Source organism: Clostridium sp. LXY-7 (assembly GCF_056172015.1).
Genome location: NZ_JBLLJL010000003.1, coordinates 14,136 through 32,166 on the forward strand (window position 1 = coordinate 14,136; position 18,031 = coordinate 32,166).

An 18,031-nucleotide genomic window follows, 5' to 3' on the forward strand; every position below is an offset into this window, starting at 1 on the left:
AACAAATGTCAATAAGTTTTGTAGAAAATATACAGTTTTTTACACTAAAAGCTATAACTCTTTAATTTATTCATAGTAAAATGAAAACCATGATAGATTTAATAAAACTATATATATTTATAAGTTATAATTCTATGGTAAAAAAATAAATAAAACCTAATAATTAACTATTTTAACACAAAAAGTGGTTTTAGCAAATATTTTTTTCGGTAAATTAGACATTAAATCAACAAAAATCAACAAAAAACAAAGATAAAACAGCACATTACTCCAAGAAATTTCATAATATTATAATTTTTTATTTATGTATAAATGTGGATAATGTTGATAACTTTTTATAACACATTATAAAGTGAATAAGTGTAAGGTATTTAGGAGATTTTTATTATTAAAATAATCAACAAGTTATGTTAATAACTATATTTAAAAGGCAAGTATAAATGTGTATAATGTTAATAACTTTTAGATTAAGCAAATAAATAAAAATTAAAATAAAAAATTTTCAATAATATTTAATTATTGAAAATATTTTAATAGTAAATCAATCTATTATATCTTATAATATGAAATATAAAATAAATTATACAAAGAGAGGGTTAAATATGGAAAAAGACAATAGGAATAATAATGTTGATAATATATTAAATAGAGTAAGTGAAATAGTAAATGAAATTTCTGGGAAAAGTATAATAGCATATGATGAGCTTCCGCAATATGATTTGTTTTTATCCCAAGTTAAAGACTATTTAAATGATAAATTTGAACATGATAATTTTACTAATAATATACTTCAAAATTATATAAAAAGTGAAGTGTTATCAAAACCAGAGGATGGTAAGAAGAGAGGATATACTAAATTACATTTAGCACAACTAGCACTTCTTGGATATATGAGACCAATACTTACTACCGATGAGATTAAAAAAATCTTTAGATTGGCATTTAATGATATTAACAATAGAGCAGATGACATATTATCATGGGAAGATACTTACAAATTATTTTGTCATTTACAAAAACAAAGTTTAACTATGAATTTTATAGATAGTGAAACTTTTAAAGATGAAAGTATCTTAAAATATTTTAATAGTTATGAGTTTAATGATGAAGAGCAAGAAAGAATAGTAATTTTCTTAGTAGTTATGAGTTTAGTAGCTCATGCTAGTAGTATTAAAAAATTAGCAACTACTATTGTGAAAGAGTTTGGTGATAAATACAACTAAACATTATAATTAATAAAGGATAAAAACAAGCTCCTTATGAAAGAATAAAAATATAAATTTTTATGAGGAGATGAGGTTATGAAGCAATATTATTTAGAGCAAATAAGAAAAATGGATAATAACATAGAAATTAATATTTTGCTTATGATAAAGAAGAGATTTAAAGATAGTGAAGAAAGAACTACATATGTTTTAGGAGATAGCACTTCAGATATAAAAGTAAGTACAACTTCAATAAAAGCTTTAAATTTAAATATAGGAGATGTAATATTAGTTCCTATTAATCATAACTTTATAATCAACTTTGATAAATTAATTATAGAAGAAGATTATGAACTTGAAGATTTTTTGCCTTCAGTAAAAAAAGACATAAATTATATTATGGAAGAATTAGAATCTTTGACAGTAGAGGAATTTACTACAATAGAGGCACAAAGTCTAAATGATTACTTTTTTAAAGATGAAAAATTTCTGAATGAGTTTAAAATTGCCATAGGGGGACTTAGCCAACATCACAATTACATAGGAGGTCTAGCAGAGCACACATTAAATGTAACATATTTAGCAAAAGTACTTGCATATAGATATAATTGTAGATATAAAGACATAGCCATTTTGGCTGCTAAACTACATGATATAGGGAAAATATATGAATATTCTGTGGATGGACCTTTTTCAACATCTATGATTGGAGAAATGGAAGGTCATATAGTTATTGGAATAACTATGATAGAAGAAGCGTTTAAGAAAAATCCAGAAATTTATAGTGAAAGTTTTAAAAATCGGCTTAAAGGATGCATAGTTCAGCATCATGGACGTGTAGAATATGGATCACCAAAACCACCAAATACTGAAGAGGCATTCATAGTTCATTATGCAGACTATGTAGATGCTACTATGAATAAAGTATCCCAGATAAAAGATGCTACATTAAAGGATACATGGTCGGAATATAATAAAAAAATAGGAACAAGATTACTTGTTTAAATGAGTGTAGATAAAATCTGTAAATATAAAATTTACAGTATAGATTTAAAAAGAAAATAACCTAAAAAGATAATAGATGATATAAGTAAAAGGTTCTAGGAATTAAATCCCAGAACCTTTTGTTAACTACATGTACTTTCTCCTATAGCAGCTGACACAACCTTAAAGGTTTCTCCAAATAGAGTTTTTTTATAAGCGATAGAACACTCTTCAAAAATATACTCCTCATCTTTATCTACTATAAAGGTTAAACCTTCTATATTTTCCACTAAATCATTTTCATTTTGCTCATCCAGAGCAACACTTAAAGTAGGGCCACCTCAGCCAAAACCAGCAATAGCGAGCCTAACAGCAGGTTTGTTTTCCTCAGTTAATTTTTTCAACAAAACATTTTTGGTTTGTTCATCAAAAGTTATTTTCATAATAGAATAGCCTCCTTTAGATTAATTTATGTTTTAGTTATAAAACATAAGAATTTTTATAACTATATTACATCATTATATTAAAATATATAGAAATAGTGATATAAATCCTATTAATATTTTACGGCTATTTTCAATCAAATTCAACAGGTTTAAATAATTAAATTATTTTAATTTATATTGACAGCTAATAAAAAAGAGAGTAAACTTATAACAATGAAAATTTAATAGTATATCCTTTTAAAAGTGATACTGAGATATCACTAAAGGAAGATGAAAGTTAGATAATTATATTATGCTTATAATTAAATATAATTATTATATATTATCTAAATTAGCAAATAGTTGTGAATGCAACGCCTTCCTTTAAATGGAAGGCGTTTTTTATTTAGTTACCTTTAAATTATCCCAGAGAGGTTAAAAAGGAGATGTTTGTAATGTTAAAAGGAAGAAATTTAATAGAACCTATGGATTTTACATTAGAAGAGTTAGACGAAATATTTAATTTAGCAGATAAGATTGTCGAAGAACCGAAAAATTTTGCTCATGCATGCTATGGAAATCTATTGGCTACACTTTTTTATGAGCCAAGCACAAGAACAAGATTTAGTTTTGAAGCTGCAATGTTGAGACTTGGAGGACAAATAATAGGGTTTTCAGAGCCAAATTCTAGTTCAACAGCAAAAGGGGAAAGTATTGCAGATACAATTAGAACAGTTGCATGCTATGCGGATATAGCTGTTATGCGACATCCAAAAGAAGGAGCACCACAAATAGCTGCTCAATATAGTGAAATTCCTGTAATAAATGCTGGAGATGGTGGTCATCAACACCCAACTCAGACATTAACAGATTTATTGACCATAAGAAAAACTAAAGGAAGATTAGATAATTTAACTATAGGGTGCTGTGGTGACTTAAAGTTCGGTAGGACTGTTCACTCATTAATAAAAGCCTTATCAAGATATAATAACAATAAATTCATATTAATATCTCCACAAGAATTAGAAATCCCAGAGTATATAAAAAAGGAAGTATTGCAAAAGAAAAATATAGAATTTAAACAGGTAAGAACTATGGAAGAAGCTATGGAAGAGATAGATATTCTATATATGACAAGAGTACAAAGAGAAAGATTTTTTAATGAAGAAGATTATATAAAACTTAAAGATACCTATATATTAGATAATTTAAAAATGAAATTAGCTAAGAAGGATATGATAGTTCTTCATCCATTACCAAGGGTAAATGAAATTGATTATGAAGTAGATAATGATAGTAGAGCAATTTATTTTAAACAAGCTAAGTATGGAATGTATGTAAGAATGGCATTAATACTTAAACTTTTAGGAATTTACTAATAGGTATATGGAGGTAGAAGTTATGTTAACTATAAATAGTATAAAAAACGGAGTTGTAATAGATCACATAAAGGCAGGAGAAGGAATTAAGATATATAACTTTTTAAACTTAGATAAAGCTGATTTTTCAGTGGCACTTATTATGAATGCTCATAGTGAAAAACTTGGAACAAAAGATATTATTAAAATAGAAAATGTAATAGATATAGATTATCAAATAATAGGGTTGATAGACCCTAATATAACTATAGATGTAATAGAAGATGAGATTATAAAGGAAAAAATTAAGTTACAGTTGCCAGAAAAGGTTATTAATATAATTAAATGCAAAAATCCAAGATGTGTAACATCAGTAGAACCTAATATTAAGCATATTCATTATTTAGTGGATGAAAATACAAGAGAGTATAGATGCCACTATTGTGATGATTTACAAAAGATAAGTTCACTATATTAGAAACTAGAGGTGAGATTATGGATGTTTGTATAAAGAATGGTACTATTGTTGATTGGAGCGGTAATTTTTTAGGTGATATTTATATAAAAGATGGAATTATAAGTGAAGTGGGACTCGATTTAGATAAAGATTGTAAAGTAATAGATGCTCAGGGAAAAATTATAATGCCTGGATTTATTGACTTACATGTTCACTTTAGAGAGCCAGGCCATACTTATAAGGAAGATATAGAAAGTGGATCTAAGGCAGCAGTAAAAGGTGGATATGTTATGGTAAACCTTATGGCAAATACCAATCCAGTATGCAGTACAGTGGAAATAGCTGAATACGTAGAGCAAAGGGCAAAAAAAGTTGGACTTGTAGAGGTTAATCAAGTGATTTCCATAACAAATAACTTTAGTGGGGATGATTTAACTCATTTAGATAACATAGAAAAAGGAAAAGTAAAGGTTATATCTGAAGATGGAAAAGATGTTATGCATAGTAATGTAATGTTAAATGCTATGTGTAAAGCAAAAGAAAAGGATATAACAGTTATGTGTCATTGTGAAAATCACAATCTTTCTAATATAGATATGAGATTGTCAGAAAACACCATGACCTGGAGAAATATCACCTTAGCACAACATGCTGGATGTAAAGTGCACTTTTCACATGTAAGCACTAAAGAATCTATGGAATATATAATAAAAGCAAAACAAAAAGGAAATAAAGTTACTTGTGAAGTAGCACCTCATCACTTAGCATTAACTAATGATGTAAAGTATAGGGTTAATCCACCTTTAAGAGAAAAAGAAGATATAGATTACTTAATTAAAGCTATTAAAGATGGATTTGTTGACAGTATAGCTACAGACCATGCACCACATAGTGAAGAGGACAAGAAAAATGGAGCACCAGGAATATCAGGAATAGAAACGGCATTTTCTGTATGTTATACAAAGCTTGTAAAAGAAGGACATATAGATTTATGTAAATTAAGTGAAATTATGAGTAAAAGACCAAGTAATATTTTGGGGGTAAAAAAAGGTACTATAGATATAGGATATGATGGGGATTTAGTTATAATAGATTTAGATTGCGAATATGAAATAAACTCTCATAATTTTATATCTAAAGGGAAAAATACTCCATTCAATGGAGAGATGGTATTTGGAAAAATATTAACCACAATAAAGGGTGGAAAAGTTGTATTTGAAAATAATTAGGCTGGGAGATAAATAAATGATTATAGATAGATTATATAAAATTATAGAAGAAAAAGGGCATGTATGTTTAGGATTAGATACAGACATTGAATATATACCTAAAACTTTCTTTGAAAAGTTTAATAATATAGAGGAAGCTATATTTAATTTTAATAAAGAAATAATAGATGCAACTTTAGATTGTGTTGCATGTTATAAGCCACAGATAGCTTATTATGAAGCTTATGGTATAGAAGGAATGAAGGCATATGCTAGAACAGTTCAATATATAAGAGAAAAAGGAGCAATATCCATAGGGGATATTAAAAGAGGAGATATTTCAAAAACAGCAGAAATGTACGCCAAGGCTCACTTTGGTGGAGAGTTCGAAGTTGACTTTGTAACTTTAAATCCTTATATGGGATTAGATAGTATAGAACCATATTTACCTTATGTACAGGATAAAGAGAAGGGTATATTTGTATTAGTAAGGACTTCGAATATGGGAAGTAAAGATATCCAATATATAGATAGCGCTGCTAATAAAAAAATTTTTAATATAGTTGGAGAAAAAATAAATAAACTTGGAAAGAAATTTATTGGAGAATGTGGATATAGCTCAATAGGAGGAGTTGTAGGTTGCACACATGTAGACGAAGGAATACAAATCAGAAATGCATTAGATTCCACATTCTTATTAATACCTGGCTATGGTGCACAAGGAGGAAAAGCAGAGGACGTAGCACTTTATTTAAAAGATGGAAATGGTGGAGTAGTAAACTCCTCAAGAGGTATTATGTTAGCATATAAAGGTAAAGAAGATGGTGAGAAAAATTTTGCAAAATATGCAAGAGAAGAAGCTATAAGAATGAAGAATGAAATATTAAATGCAATAAAAGGGTTAAATAAAGAAATTTAACTAAAAGATACTATTATGTATTTTGCTTAAAAGGAGTATTTATGAATAACAATTATAGATATATAATATCGAATGTTGAAGAGAATATAGAGATTTCAAAAGGGATTTTTAAGTTAAGTATAAAAGGTAGCTTTAAAGGAAAGCCAGGACAGTTTTATATGATTAGAAGTTGGGATAAAGAACCAATATTATGGAGACCTATAAGTATACATAATATAAAAGAGGATTCCATAGAGTTTTTATACCAGCTAGTTGGTCAAGGAACAGAGCTTTTAAGTAAGTTATCTAATGGAGATGAATTAAAACTTATTGGACCATTAGGAAATGGCTTTAATATAGAAGGATTAGGTGGTAAGAAAGTTGCTTTAGTCACTGGAGGAATTGGGATTGCTCCCATGAAATACTTAGCAGATGAATTGAAAGATTCAATAGTTCATGTATATTCAGGGTTTAGAAATGAAGTTTATGGCATAGATGAATTGGAGATAAATTCCCAGGAAATATGTATTGCTACAGAGGATGGAAGTAAAGGATACAAAGGTTATATAATAGATTTATTACGCCCTGAGAGCTATGATGTGGTACTTTGTTGCGGTCCTGAGGTAATGATGTATAAGATAGTAAAAATGTGCAAGGAAGCAGGAGTAAAGGTATATATATCTGAAGAAAAGAAAATGGCCTGTGGAATTGGTGCTTGTCTAGTTTGTACATGTAAAACTATTCATGGAAATAAAAGAACCTGTAAAGATGGACCAGTATTTGGTGGAGATGATTTCGATTTAAAGGAGTTAATATGTTAGAGATAAATATATGTGGAAAAGAATTTAAAAATCCTATCATAACAGCATCAGGGACCTTTGGTTTCGGAGAAGAATATAATGCCTTGTATGATGTATCAGAGTTAGGAGGAATATGTACAAAAGGGTTAACATTGGATAGCAGAGCTGGGAATTATGGAGTTAGAATGGTTGAGACCACAGCGGGAATGCTTAATAGTGTAGGATTGCAGAACCCAGGAGTAGATAATTTCATAGAAAATGAACTTCCTAAAATGAAAGAATTCAATACTAACATAATAGCTAATGTAGGTGGAGCTACTATTGATGAATATATAAGAATAATAGAGAGATTAAATAATGAAGATATAGATTTAATTGAGCTTAATATATCCTGTCCTAATGTAAAACAGGGAGGAATGGCACTAGGTATAAAATCGCAGATAGCTTATGAGGCTGTGAGAGAAGTAAAGACTGCTTGTAATAAGCCTTTAATAGTTAAACTATCACCAAATGCAGAAAATATAGTAGACATGGCTTTAAGTTGTATAAAAGGAGGAGCAGATGCTCTATCAATGGTTAATACATTTAAGGGAATGGCCATAGACTATAAAAAGAGAAAAGCAATTTTTGACAATGTATATGCTGGATTTTCAGGACCTGCTATAAAGCCAATAGCTTTAAGAATGGTTCATGAAGTATGCAAAGAGAGTACAGTGCCTGTTATTGGACTCGGAGGAATAACAACTTGGCAAGATGCTGTAGAGTTTATAATGGCAGGATCAGCAGCAGTACAGATTGGAACAGCAAATTTTATGAATCCAACAGCAGCTGTGGATATAATAGAGGGAATTAAGAAGTTTATGATAAATGAAGGAATTAAAAATTTAGATGAAATAAGAGGAATTATATAGGAGGAAAAATATGATAAATCAGACTAAGGTTATAGATATACTAAAACAATGTGATGCATTAATGGAAGGACATTTTCTATTATCATCTGGAAGACACAGCAATAGATATTGTCAATGCGCAAAATTATTACAACATCCTAGTGAAGCGGAAAAAGTACTATCCATAGTCACAGAACAAATAAAGAATTTAAATATAGATTTATTAGTAGGACCAGCTATGGGTGGTGTAATAGTATCCTATGAGTTAGCAAGGCAGCTCGGGAAACCAGGAATATTCACTGAAAGAAAAGATGGAGTTATGACTTTAAGCAGAGGATTTGAAGTAAAACCAGGTCAGAGGATATTAATTACAGAAGATGTAATAACTACTGGCAAATCAACATTAGAGGTAGTGAAGGTGTTGAAGGAATTAGGGGCAGAAATATTAGGTGTTTGCTGTATAGTTGATAGAAGAGTAGAAAATTATGCACTAGATTTACCAGTATATGCTGCATGTAAATTAGAAATAGAGAGCTTTGATAAAGAAGAATGTCCATTATGTAAGGAGAATATACCTTATATCAAGCCTGGTAGTAGAAATATAAAATAATTATAGAAGTTGTACAAGTAGCTATTAAAGATTAATTTACTACAAAACTTCACTTAATAGGACTATTAATAAAACTATGTATAAACTGCATAAAAATTTTTTATGCAGTTTATCTTTATATTTATTCAAATAAATGTAAGGGAACAGCTGAAAGTATGAAATAATTAGGCATATAATCCTTAAAATAGTAAATTATTATGCATTAAATTCAGAATATGATGAAAATACGAAATATTGACATAAATTATCCCTAGATATACTATGAAAACAAAGGGATTAACAATTCAAAAAGTGAAAGGGGTGTAATTGAAAATTATGAGAATAGTGTTAGCGTTAGGTGGAAATGCATTACAAGCTGATCCTAAAAATAAAACAGCTGAGGCACAATTACAAACTTGTAAAGAAACTGCAGTATCAATTGTTGATTTGATAGAGGAAGGGCATACTGTTTCCATAGTTCATGGAAATGGTCCACAGGTTGGACAAATAGTTGCTACCGTTGAAGATGCCATAAAACAAAATGAAACAAATGTATTATTCCCATTTGATGTATGTGGATCTTTTTCACAGGGGTATATAGGGTATCATCTTCAAAATGCTATAGCAACTGAATTAAGCAAAAGAGGAATAAGCAAACCAGTTGCAACTGTAGTTACTCAAGTGGTAGTAGATAAAGAGGATAGTGGATTCCAAAATCCAACTAAGCCAATTGGATCTTTCTATACTAAAGAAATGGCAGAAAAATTAGAGAGTGAACAAGGCTATATAATGAAAGAAGATGCAGGAAGAGGCTATAGAAGAGTAGTAGCATCTCCTAAGCCAATAGATGTAATAGAAAAAGATATAATAAAGGATCTGGTTAATTTAGGAAATGTAATAATCTCTTGTGGTGGTGGCGGAATACCAGTTATAAGAGAAGACGGAGATGTAAAAGGCGTTGCAGCAGTGATAGATAAGGATTTTGCAGCAGAAAAACTTGCTGAGATACTTGATGCAGATTGCCTGTTAATTTTAACAGCTGTAGATAGAGTTTGTGTAAATTTTAATAAACCAAATCAAAAGGCTTTAGATGTAATTAATCTTGAAGAAATTGATAGATATATTGCAGAAGGTCAATTCGCACCAGGAAGCATGTTACCAAAAGTTGAGGCTTGCAAAAAATTTGTAATGCACAATAAAGATAGGATGGCAATGATAGCTTCACTTTCAAAATCGAAAGAAGCTCTTAAAGGACTATCTGGTACTAAAATAATATATTAATAATACTAAGTAAATATTAGATAGAGTAAAAAGTAGAAAGGAGTAGGACTATGAATAATTCTAAGATACATGTTTACTCTGAAATAGGTAAGTTAAAAACTGTACTTCTACACAGACCAGGTCATGAAATAGAAAATCTTATTCCAGAATATTTGGATAGATTATTGTTTGATGATATTCCATATCTTAAAGTAGCAAGAGAGGAACATGATGGGTTTGCTAACTTACTTAGAGGTGAAGGGGTAGAGGTCTTATATCTAGAAAAATTAGCTGCAGAAGCTATTAAAGAAAGTAATGTAAAGGATTTATTTTTAAATGAGGTAATAAAAGAAAGTGGAATCGCTGAAGCAAGTATAGCAAAAGAGGCAAAAAACTTCTTATTGACTAAGCCTGATAAAGAAATGATAGATACCATAATGGCAGGAGTAAGAAAAAAAGACCTCTGTATGGTGGAAAATGTTAGTGATTATCCATTTGTATTAGATCCTATGCCTAATCTATATTTTACAAGAGATCCTTTTGCATGTATAGGCAAAGGTATTTCTTTAAATTCAATGAAAAGACCTACTAGGAGAAGGGAAACTATCTTTGGGAAATATATATTTAAATATCATCCTAATTATAAAAATTCAGATATACCTCTATGGTATGACAGAGATCTTGGTACCAATATAGAGGGTGGAGATGAGCTTATATTATCCAAGGAAACTATTGCTGTTGGTTATAGTGAAAGAACGGATAAGGAATCAGTGTTTACTCTTGCTAAAAACATATTTAGTAGGGATGAAAATTTTAAAACAGTACTTATCTTTGATATACCAAAAATCAGAGCATTTATGCATTTAGACACAGTATTTACCATGATAGATTATGATAAATTTACCATACATCCAGCCATAGAAGCTACTTTAAAAGTTATAGCTTTAAGCCGTGGGGAAAGTGGAGAAATAGTAGCTAAGGAAGAAGAGGGTACCTTAGAGAAAATATTATCCATGCACCTAAATAAAGATATTTCTTTAATAAGATGTGGTGGTGGAGATAGGATAATTTCAGGAAGAGAGCAGTGGAATGACGGCTCTAATACATTAGCTATATCTCCAGGTAAAGTTATAACTTATGAAAGAAACTATGTAACAAATGAATTGTTAGATAAAAATAATATAGATGTGCTTCAAATGCCTTCAAGTGAACTTTCAAGAGGCCGTGGAGGTCCAAGATGTATGTCAATGCCATTTGTTAGAGAAGATTTATAACTTACTATAAAAATTTAATTTACAATAAATCAGGGGGGTAATTTCATGTTTAATTTAAGAAACAGACATTTTTTAACATTAATGGATTTTTCACCAAAAGAAATAAATTATTTCTTAGAGCTTTCTCAAGATTTAAAAAAAGCTAAATATACTGGGACAGAACAACAAAAATTAGTAGGAAAAAATATAGCATTAATATTTGAAAAAGATTCTACTAGAACAAGATGTGCATTTGAGGTTGCAGCACATGACCAAGGTGCTCATGTTACATATCTTGGACCAACAGGAAGCCAGATGGGTAAAAAAGAATCAATAGCAGATACAGCTAGAGTTTTAGGAAGAATGTATGATGGAATAGAATATAGAGGTTACGGACAAGAGGTTGTGGAAGAACTTGCTAGATATTCTGGAGTTCCAGTTTGGAATGGATTAACAACAGAAGATCATCCAACTCAAATTTTAGCAGATTTCTTAACAATAAAAGAGCATTTCTCAAAACCATTAAATCAAATAGTTTTTGTATATGCTGGAGACGGTAGAAATAACATGGCTAATGCTCTAATGATAGGAGCAGCTAAAATGGGTATGGACTTTAGAATAGTTTCTCCGAAAAGCTTATTCCCAGAAGCAGAACTTGTAGCTAAATGTGAAGCTATAGCTAAAGAAACAGGTGCAAAAATCATGTTAAGTGATAATGTGGCAGAAGGTGTTAAAGACGCTGATGTAATCTATACAGATGTATGGGTATCTATGGGCGAACCAGACGAAGTTTGGGCAGAAAGAATTGAACTTTTAAGACCATATCAAGTTAATAGTGAAATGATGTCATTAACAGGAAATAAAAATACTAAATTTATGCATTGTTTACCTGCATTCCATGATGTTAAAACTAAAGTAGGTAAAGACATATTTGAGAAATATGGACTAAATGGAATGGAAGTAACTGATGATGTATTTGAGAGTGAAGCTTCAATAGTATTTGATGAGGCTGAGAATAGAATGCATACAATTAAAGCTGTAATGGTAGCTACATTAGGTAACTAAGGCATAGGCGTCTATTAAAAGGCTATAGGAGATATGTTCTTAGAGTATTGGAAACTGACTAGATTACAAGGAAAGTTAACAGATATCTATAAACGAATATAAGTATGAGGCTTTGTTTTAATATAGTGTTGATAATGGATCACATATTATTACTCACAAACCATTTAAAACAAAGCCAATTATAAAAACTAATTAGTTTTAATATCCTATTAAAATTAATTAGTTTTTTTATTAAATTTATTCTAAGTTTAAAAGCTTGTGTACAGTATGAAAATTCTATCATAAATATCAACATAGTTTAATATTATATAGTATCAATTACATCAAGTGTGAGGAGAGTTTATATGATTAAGGATATGCCAGTTTTTATTTATGATAAAGATGGACTTAAAGTGAGAGTAGTTAAAACATCAAAAATTTACTTTAGGAAAAGACAAGTTTATGGATATATATTCCATATTGAAAAAGCCGAAAGAGTAACTACCATAACGGAATTTGATTTAGAGAATAAGGAAGGAAAGTACTATATCAAAAGAGATGTATTTAAAGACTGTGTTGAATAAGTATATAAAAATGGTACAATATAAATAAAATGTAAAGCATTTTATTTAGTGAATTGCGATCTATGGTCGCAGAGAAGCATGCCACGGGTATAGTGAATTGGCTTCGCCAGTGAATTGCGTCTTTAGCGCAGAGGGTTGACTTCGTCAGAAAGAAAGATTTTGCCTAAGCAAAACCTATCTGTGAACAAAGTGAACACTTCTCTGCACATTAAGTGCAATTCACTAAATAAATTACTTCGTAATTTATTTAAAGGAGGATTAAAAATGAATAAAAGAACTATTGGATTAATTTTGAGCAGTTTGATTATTGTTTCTTTTTTTACTGGATGTTCAAATAAATTAAATGAAGAGAATGCTAGATTGAATGAAGAAGTAAGACTAGTTAATGAACAAAAGGCGCAATTAGAGAAACAAGTTAATGAATTAACAGTACAAACTCAAGCACTTAATGAAAAGCTAAAAACTGCTGAAGAGAAAAGTGGTAGTGTAGTAGATAAAAATAAAACTAGCGATACTACATTCAATATATACACTGCTGATATAGATGATTATAGTAAAAAAATAGCTTCAGATGTATATATTCAAAATGATTTAGAATTAAAAGAAAAACTTAATGCTATAGCAAAAGAGTTATCTAAATCCTGTTTTCAAGGTCTTCCCATAGAGGTTTTAGAGGTTAAAAATATAGATGGAAAGAGTGTTGCGGTGATTAACTTAAAGGAATCTAAAGAGAATGAGGGAATTACCAATAGAAGCAAATTAAAGGGTCATACATGGGTAAATAATCAATTTCAAGGTTCTGCAGGAGGAAATATTACTTCAATATCATTAATAGAGACTCTTCTTCAGAAGGAATATGGCGGAAAGTGGATAGATGGTGTTCAATTTCTATATAACAATGAGGCTATAAAGGATTTTGAACATGTACCTGACTTAGGTAAAATAAATTATAGAAAATAATTTTTATAAAAAGCTGATTCTTTATAAAAAGAAACAGCTTTTTATTTATATAAATTTAAAGAGGTTATTTTAGTGAGCCTTGGGGAAAATATGTTTAATGGGATGAGAGAATAAATAACTAAAGATTAGGAGGTGACTTAATGTTATGAAGAGGAGATATAATTCATTATTAAGTGTAATAATTTTAATTATTATTGTGGCAATAGGTTTAACAGGATGTAGTAAGGGCAATAGCAATAAAGATTTGGGTTTTTCTTTATCCGGAATACAAGAAGGTAATGAACCGACAAAAGAAGAAAGAGCAAGAACTATAGAGTTAAGTAACAAAATAATAAGTGAAGTAAAACAATTAAGTGAAGTAAAGGAGAGCTCTGCATTTATAAATGAAAGATCAGTTCTTATTGGAGTAAGATTGATGGAAGAATCAAAAGAAATAAGTCCAAATTTATATAAGCAGATAGAGGAAAAAGTGAAGGTAATATATCCAGAAGTCATAGATATAGCTATAACTAGTAAAAAAGAATCCTACGAAATTATAGAGGACCTCCTAGATAATTTTATTGATGTAAAAAAATTTGAAGAGTTAAAAAAAGATTTAAGGGAGATTATTGGAATTTAGATTAAATAAAAGACGCTATAGCGTCTTTTATTTAAGAAGACATATACTCTGAGATGAAATACCTTCTTCGTTACCAGTAAAGCCAAGGCCTTCCTCAGTGGTAGCCTTAATATTGATTTGAGATATATCTATATTAAGAGCACTACTTATGTTTTCTCTCATAAGATAGATATGTGGGGCCATCTTTGGTTTTTGGGCAATTATCGTTGCATCGATATTTTCTATTACATAATTATTTTCTTTTAATAATTCTCCAACATGCTTAAGTAATAAAATACTAGAAATACCTTGATAGTTACCATCAGTATCAGGAAAATGTTTTCCTATATCCCCAAGAGCAGCTGCCCCTAATAAACTATCCATTATAGCATGAGTTAGTACATCAGCATCAGAATGTCCTAAAAGTCCCTTTTTATGAGGGATTTTTATACCACCAATAATTAAATCTCTATTTTCAACAAGTCTATGAACGTCATATCCCATACCTATTCTCATATAAATCATCCTTTCTTATTATTAAGTAAAATATTATAGTAGATTTTTTAGTTTAAATAATACCCATAATCTGTGGATAGTAGGCTATATTAAGTCTTAGATAAATATAATTATACGACTTAAAACAAAATATTTACAATATAAGACAATGGGTATAAATAAAATATAAATGAATGCGCTAATTAATACAACACATTCATGTTACTATTTTAGAGTTTTCAACAATTTATCCACAAAATTGTGGATAATGTGAAAAAGTAAAAAATAATTTTCAATAATTTGGATATTTTTAGTGCTGTTTTATATCTGAAACTAACAAAATACCTAAAAAATATATATCAACATAAGATTTAACAAGTTATCAACAAGCAAATTGTGGACAATGTTGATAAATAATAGTTTTTAATCCATTTAATGTAATAAAAATAGAGTAACATAATTTTATTCATGACTTATTCACATAGAGTGTGAGTATTATATAAATTTGTAAAATTTACAACTGTCATGGAGAATAAGTAATCTATTATTAAAATAAAACTTGAGTTATATTAAACTTTAATAAACAATTCAAGGTATGTAAGGCAAAATATTTGTAAATAGGTGCAACTCATAAATAATTATTACTAACTAACAAGTTATCAACATTAGGATTGTGGATAATGTTGATAACTTATAGATGAACTATATAGATGCATCTTCAGTTCCAATAGAATATGAAATTAATGTATTTAATTCATCTAATTCTTTTTGTGTAAGATATCTCCATTTTCCAATGGGAAGATTTCCTAAGGATACGTTCATAATACGAATTCGCCTTAAGCTAGTTACAGAGTAACCTAGATATTCACACATTCTTCTTATCTGTCTATTTAGACCTTGAGTAAGAAGAATATTAAATGTACATCTACCTATTTTATTTACTGTACATTTCTTAGTAATAGTGCCTAAAACAGGAACACCATTACTCATTGATTGAATAAACTCTCTTGTTATAGGCTTATCAACTGATACTATATATTCCTTTTCATGATTATTACCAGCTCTTAACACCTTATTAACTATATCTCCATCATTAGTTAAAAAAATAAGTCCTTCAGATGGTTTATCAAGTCTTCCAATAGGAAATAACCTTTCAGAATGACCAACAAAATCAACAATATTTCCTTTAACTTTTAATTCAGTTGTGCAAGTAATTCCAACAGGTTTATTAAGTGCTATATATATTTTATTGCTTTTGGGTTTAATTACTGTACCATTGACCCATACAACGTCAGTAGAAGAAACTTTACTTCCAATAAGAGCCTTTTCATTATTTATTTTTACTAAGCCATTTTCTATAAATTTATCAGCCTCTCTTCTAGAACATAAACCACTTTCACTAATATACTTATTTAGTCTTACTAAATTTTTATCATTATTGTTATTATCCAAAACATCATCTCCATTATAGTTTCAAAAATTGAATTACTTACATATATGTACAAATGTTAAAATAATACTGTATAATAAGATAAACACCTACATAGGCAATAAAGATTATACAGATTAGAAGCATGTAAATTTATTTGAAAAATGTTACTGCTGTTAGTAGCATTGCTATATATTAATATATAGTATAAACAAATACAATTCAATTTAATATTTAAGGGAAGGGGATTAGGATAAGAATGTTTAAAAAAAGAAAGCGAATTATAAGCTTATTGTTGGTATTTATGGTTTTCACATTAATAACTCCAATTGGCGATTTAAATGTACAAGCTGTAACAAAAGTGTTAGATTTGAACCATGAGCTAGAGGCAGATATTAATAAGGTATGGAAAATAAAGTTAAGTAGTGAATTAGATGAAAAAACAGCAAGTGAAATACAGAAGCATGTGGTAGTTGCATACACTTATAGTGGAGTAGCTGTTTCAGATGTAAGTATTAGCTATGATAAAGCAAGTAAAAGTATTATTATCAATCCACCTAAGGAGGGATATAGATACGGGTCTACATTTACTATAACAGTAAAGGATACATTAACTAATAAAGATGGAAAAGCTATAGAGCAACCAGTAGTAAAGGAATTCTCTACACCTGTTAAGCCTGGCAGTGAGGTTAATACAACATTAGGTAAAATCACGTATTATAATCTAGATTATACCTTAGATGATTTTATAGACAAGCAAATGAATATAAATTCTTATATAGTAAGGCCATATTATGGAGGATATGCAGAAAAGAATGATATAAAAGTATATATGGATCCAGATAGAATTAAAGTTAGTGATTATAGCATATATCAATTTTTAAAACTTAATTACATTGAAGGGATAACTGCAGAGAACTTAAATAATGCATTTTCAACAAATGGAATTTTAGCACATACAGGAGAAAATTTTATGGAAGCTGCTAAAGTTTACAATATAAATCCGGCATATTTAGTTGCACATGCCATACATGAAACAGGAAATGGAACATCAGAACTTGCAAAAGGAGTAGATTTTAAAGCTCCTGATGGTACTTTAGTTAAAGTTTACAATTTCTTCGGCATAGGTGCTCATGATGTAGATCCTATAAACTTAGGAGCTAAAAGGGCATATGAAGAAGGATGGTTTACTCCTAAGGATGCAATTATGGGAGGAGCTAAATTTATAGGAAATTCATATATAAATAACAGTTTGCAACAAAATACTCTTTATGAAATGAAATGGAATGTTCACAACTTTAATAATCCATCGCATCAATATGCTACAGATATAGCATGGTCATATAAACAGGTGGAATATATAAAGAATATATTAGCTGGATGTCCTAATGCACAATTGGAGTTTGAAATACCATTATACAAATAGGCTTTTATTTTATGAAGTTCTAATTAATCTAATTTTATATTTAGGCTTTGTTTTAAATGATTGTTGATTTTAGAACTATATATTATTACAACATATATATAAACTATTATTTAATTTTAATTTTAGTTTTCATATGTCATTTTAGGATGAATTTTTGTATAATTAAGA

19 protein-coding genes are annotated in these 18,031 nt (G+C 29.2%); 16 read left to right on the forward strand and 3 right to left on the reverse strand.

Annotated elements, in window-relative coordinates; genetic code table 11:
• Window positions 1–602 precede the first annotated feature (602 nt).
• On the forward strand, window positions 603–1,223 hold the full coding sequence (locus tag ACI48Q_RS13060; protein WP_474919556.1) for a DUF1836 domain-containing protein: 621 nt from the start codon (window positions 603–605) through the stop codon (window positions 1,221–1,223).
• A gap of 78 nt (window positions 1,224–1,301) precedes the next feature.
• Window positions 1,302–2,210, forward strand: coding sequence for an HD domain-containing protein (locus tag ACI48Q_RS13065; protein WP_474919557.1), 909 nt, complete (start codon window positions 1,302–1,304; stop codon window positions 2,208–2,210).
• 122 nt (window positions 2,211–2,332) lie between these two features.
• On the opposite strand, the gene ACI48Q_RS13070 is transcribed toward ACI48Q_RS13065, so the two are convergent.
• Window positions 2,333–2,479 carry a hypothetical protein gene (locus tag ACI48Q_RS13070; RefSeq protein WP_474919558.1) on the reverse strand — a complete coding sequence of 49 codons (147 nt, stop codon included), beginning with the start codon at window positions 2,477–2,479 and terminating at the stop codon, window positions 2,333–2,335.
• A 590-nt stretch (window positions 2,480–3,069) separates the two neighbouring features.
• Between ACI48Q_RS13070 and pyrB the strand changes: the two genes are divergently transcribed.
• The 13 genes from pyrB to ACI48Q_RS13135 all read left to right on the forward strand — a co-directional run bounded on the left by pyrB (window position 3,070) and on the right by ACI48Q_RS13135 (window position 14,534).
• The gene (gene pyrB, locus ACI48Q_RS13075; RefSeq protein WP_474919559.1) at window positions 3,070–3,993 is read left to right on the forward strand and encodes an aspartate carbamoyltransferase; all 924 of its coding nucleotides are present in this window, start codon (window positions 3,070–3,072) and stop codon (window positions 3,991–3,993) included.
• 22 nt (window positions 3,994–4,015) lie between these two features.
• On the forward strand, window positions 4,016–4,450 hold the full coding sequence (locus ACI48Q_RS13080) for an aspartate carbamoyltransferase regulatory subunit (RefSeq protein WP_474919560.1): 435 nt from the start codon (window positions 4,016–4,018) through the stop codon (window positions 4,448–4,450).
• 17 nt (window positions 4,451–4,467) lie between these two features.
• Window positions 4,468–5,658, forward strand: a complete 1,191-nt coding sequence (locus ACI48Q_RS13085; protein WP_474919561.1) for a dihydroorotase — start codon at window positions 4,468–4,470, stop codon at window positions 5,656–5,658.
• A gap of 16 nt (window positions 5,659–5,674) precedes the next feature.
• Window positions 5,675–6,556, forward strand: a complete 882-nt coding sequence (pyrF, locus tag ACI48Q_RS13090) for an orotidine-5'-phosphate decarboxylase (protein ID WP_474919562.1) — start codon at window positions 5,675–5,677, stop codon at window positions 6,554–6,556.
• 41 nt (window positions 6,557–6,597) lie between these two features.
• Entirely contained in the window at window positions 6,598–7,356 is a 759-nt protein-coding gene (locus tag ACI48Q_RS13095; protein ID WP_474919563.1) for a dihydroorotate dehydrogenase electron transfer subunit, read from the forward strand.
• Complete coding sequence (locus ACI48Q_RS13100; RefSeq protein WP_474919564.1) at window positions 7,350–8,246, forward strand: dihydroorotate dehydrogenase; 897 nt, start codon at window positions 7,350–7,352, stop codon at window positions 8,244–8,246. Before ACI48Q_RS13095 ends, ACI48Q_RS13100 begins: the two co-directional genes overlap by 7 nt.
• 13 nt (window positions 8,247–8,259) lie before the next feature.
• Window positions 8,260–8,835 carry an orotate phosphoribosyltransferase gene (gene pyrE, locus ACI48Q_RS13105; RefSeq protein WP_474919595.1) on the forward strand — a complete coding sequence of 192 codons (576 nt, stop codon included), beginning with the start codon at window positions 8,260–8,262 and terminating at the stop codon, window positions 8,833–8,835.
• Window positions 8,836–9,150: 315 nt separating this feature from the next.
• The gene (arcC, locus tag ACI48Q_RS13110) at window positions 9,151–10,095 is read left to right on the forward strand and encodes a carbamate kinase (protein ID WP_474919565.1); all 945 of its coding nucleotides are present in this window, start codon (window positions 9,151–9,153) and stop codon (window positions 10,093–10,095) included.
• A 50-nt stretch (window positions 10,096–10,145) separates the two neighbouring features.
• Complete coding sequence (arcA, locus tag ACI48Q_RS13115; protein ID WP_474919566.1) at window positions 10,146–11,348, forward strand: arginine deiminase; 1,203 nt, start codon at window positions 10,146–10,148, stop codon at window positions 11,346–11,348.
• 45 nt (window positions 11,349–11,393) lie between these two features.
• Window positions 11,394–12,392, forward strand: coding sequence for an ornithine carbamoyltransferase (argF, locus tag ACI48Q_RS13120; RefSeq protein WP_474919567.1), 999 nt, complete (start codon window positions 11,394–11,396; stop codon window positions 12,390–12,392).
• A 344-nt stretch (window positions 12,393–12,736) separates the two neighbouring features.
• Window positions 12,737–12,955: a hypothetical protein gene (locus ACI48Q_RS13125; RefSeq protein ID WP_474919568.1), complete on the forward strand. Its 219-nt coding sequence runs from the start codon at window positions 12,737–12,739 to the stop codon at window positions 12,953–12,955.
• 264 nt (window positions 12,956–13,219) lie between these two features.
• Complete coding sequence (locus ACI48Q_RS13130; RefSeq protein ID WP_474919569.1) at window positions 13,220–13,915, forward strand: hypothetical protein; 696 nt, start codon at window positions 13,220–13,222, stop codon at window positions 13,913–13,915.
• A gap of 145 nt (window positions 13,916–14,060) precedes the next feature.
• The gene (locus ACI48Q_RS13135; protein WP_474919570.1) at window positions 14,061–14,534 is read left to right on the forward strand and encodes a YhcN/YlaJ family sporulation lipoprotein; all 474 of its coding nucleotides are present in this window, start codon (window positions 14,061–14,063) and stop codon (window positions 14,532–14,534) included.
• A 27-nt stretch (window positions 14,535–14,561) separates the two neighbouring features.
• Here ACI48Q_RS13135 and ispF read toward each other — a convergent pair whose 3' ends face one another.
• A complete protein-coding gene (gene ispF, locus ACI48Q_RS13140) occupies window positions 14,562–15,029 on the reverse strand; it encodes a 2-C-methyl-D-erythritol 2,4-cyclodiphosphate synthase (protein ID WP_474919571.1) in 468 nt (155 codons plus the stop codon).
• A 681-nt stretch (window positions 15,030–15,710) separates the two neighbouring features.
• Window positions 15,711–16,460: a 23S rRNA pseudouridine(2604) synthase RluF gene (rluF, locus tag ACI48Q_RS13145; protein WP_474919572.1), complete on the reverse strand. Its 750-nt coding sequence runs from the start codon at window positions 16,458–16,460 to the stop codon at window positions 15,711–15,713.
• Window positions 16,461–16,696: 236 nt separating this feature from the next.
• Here rluF and ACI48Q_RS13150 point away from each other — a divergent pair, with 236 nt between their 5' ends.
• Window positions 16,697–17,863: an N-acetylglucosaminidase gene (locus ACI48Q_RS13150; RefSeq protein WP_474919573.1), complete on the forward strand. Its 1,167-nt coding sequence runs from the start codon at window positions 16,697–16,699 to the stop codon at window positions 17,861–17,863.
• Window positions 17,864–18,031: the final 168 nt, after the last annotated feature.